This window comes from Chryseobacterium urinae, from assembly GCF_030518295.1.
Taxonomy (GTDB): Bacteria; Bacteroidota; Bacteroidia; order Flavobacteriales; family Weeksellaceae; genus Chryseobacterium; species Chryseobacterium mucoviscidosis.
The window spans coordinates 1-903 of sequence record NZ_JAULSJ010000084.1; the positions used below are offsets into that span (position 1 = coordinate 1).

The window sequence follows — 903 nt, forward strand, 5'->3', positions numbered from 1 at the left end:
TGCGCCGTCGTTTCTGCGCACCAGAATCGTCTGTCCCTGTCCGTTTTTAAATTCCGTTACAGGATTTCCGTCTTCATCGGTAACGGTGTTTTTGTACAGTGTTGCGGCAGAATAATATCCTGAATTATCCGTAGAAACCGAAAGCGTGGAAACCGTAGTGGAAACATTGTTCACGGTACTGGTGGTTGTACTGGTGATAAATTTCTTCACCTCCGTTCCCAGGTTGGTTTCGTACTTCAGCTTCTGGGTGTGTCCCGAGCTCATCTTCCATGGCTCTCCCGGGCTTGCCTGCTGCAATACCCTGTCCAGCGGGGAGTTTTCCATTTCCTTTTCAGAATATGCGTTGGAAACCCCGTAATAGGAGTTGGCAGCGGTTTCATCGGTAATTCCGGTGTGGATGGAGGAGTTCTGGGTGGCGGCAGGCACGGGAAGGATGTTTTTCACCTGTCTTCCGAAGCCGTCATAGGTAACGGGCGTTACCAGGTCTTTTCCGCCGGGTGCCGCTTTCACACTGATGATCTGCTTGGGTCTTCCCAGACCGTCAAAGTAAGTGATGGTCTCGGATTTCCGGCTGCAGTCGTCGTTAAGACAGCTTTGGGACTGTATGTAGTTCTCGTTCTGGGACTGTGCGAAGGACATCGCGGCAATGCTCAGCCCCAACAGGGAGAATGTTTTGGGTGTACTGTATTTTCTCATGTTTGTGTTATGGTTTGTAGTTGTACTTGTTTTCAGACACTTTTTTGTTGATATAGCTTCCTGCGCTGTTTTTTCCTCTTACTCCTGTTTCTTTCAGCCTGTTTGCCGGATCGTAGGTGTAGGTCTGTCTTACTCCGGACGGAGGCGTGATGCTGGTTACCCCGATCAGCGGATCATAAGTGTAGGTGGAGATCAGCTTTCCTGAAA

Annotated in this window: 2 protein-coding genes; both read right to left on the bottom strand. The window is 49.7% G+C overall.

The window, feature by feature from the left end:
- Positions 1 to 696: DUF6443 domain-containing protein (locus tag QWT87_RS21045; protein ID WP_302718696.1), on the bottom strand; the 696-nt coding region annotated here is incomplete at its 3' end.
- 7 nt (positions 697 to 703) lie between these two features.
- Positions 704 to 903 (bottom strand): RHS repeat domain-containing protein (locus QWT87_RS21050; protein ID WP_302718698.1); only part of this gene is annotated, 200 nt, incomplete at its 5' end.